A 267-nucleotide genomic window follows, 5' to 3' on the forward strand; every position below is an offset into this window, starting at 1 on the left:
GGGGTGTCACAGCCCTTTTGAGATACTAGATGTATCAAATAAAGGGAGCCGGTTACATGAAAACTTGGAATCAATTATTTATTCGTCAAGGATGGCTATTACAGGAAGGTAGAGTGAATACATTCAATTGTATGCATGAAACAAAGAGTAATATGGAATTTTTATTAGCCTGCTTAGACAAAGCTCAAGTGGAGTACGTGTATAATGAGCACATTCAAGCATTGCAAATGAAAAGCCCGGTTTTGACAGAGGAGGAATGGTTAACTG

The 267-nt window shown here is 38.2% G+C and carries 1 protein-coding gene; it reads left to right on the top strand.

What is annotated here, in order from left to right; genetic code table 11:
• Positions 1–56 precede the first annotated feature (56 nt).
• On the top strand, positions 57–267 hold a 211-nt coding region (locus tag R0J88_RS20675), incomplete at its 3' end, for a hypothetical protein (protein WP_410900979.1).

The sequence above is a fragment of the Pseudoalteromonas sp. SIMBA_162 genome (assembly GCF_046535955.1).
GTDB classification, from domain to species: Bacteria; Pseudomonadota; Gammaproteobacteria; order Enterobacterales; family Alteromonadaceae; genus Pseudoalteromonas; species Pseudoalteromonas marina.